Annotated in this window: 1 pseudogene; it reads right to left on the minus strand. The window is 68.3% G+C overall.

Features of this window, described 5'->3' with window-relative positions:
• A pseudogene (locus tag EOA13_RS37530) lies at positions 1 to 501 on the minus strand (methyltransferase); the annotation flags it as partial.

Consider the following 501-nt stretch of genomic DNA (forward strand, 5'->3'; position numbering starts at 1 on the left):
GGCCGTCGTCCCATGGCGCGCGTAGACACGGCCGTCGATCGCTGCGGTGAAAATGACGGTGCCCTGTTGCTGCAGGCGTTCGAAGGCCGGCCGCCATTTGGGGTTTTCCGGAGACAGCCCGGCACCGGTGATGGCGACAAGACGACCGCCCGAACGCAGGCGTGCGAATGCGGAGGAGAGGTGCCGCCATGCCGCATCGGCGACATGGCCGTCGACATAGGCGCCAACGCTGAAGGGTGGATTCATCAGCACGACGGACGGCTCGATGGCCGCGTCGAGATGATCGTCGATATGGGCGGCGTCGTGCCGCGAGACGGGGAACCGTGGAAACAGCAGGCCGAGGAGATCGGCCCGCGTCGCGGCAAGCTCGTTGAGGGCGATCGAGGCGCGCGCCATCTCGGCATGGACGGCGAGCAGGCCGGTGCCGGCCGAGGGTTCGAGAACGAGGTCGCAAGATGCAATCGCCGCGGCGTGCGCCGTGACGAAGGCCAGCGGCAAGGG

Origin of the sequence: Mesorhizobium sp. M7A.F.Ca.US.011.01.1.1 (assembly GCF_003998295.1) — a bacterium.
Taxonomy (GTDB): Bacteria; Pseudomonadota; Alphaproteobacteria; order Rhizobiales; family Rhizobiaceae; genus Mesorhizobium.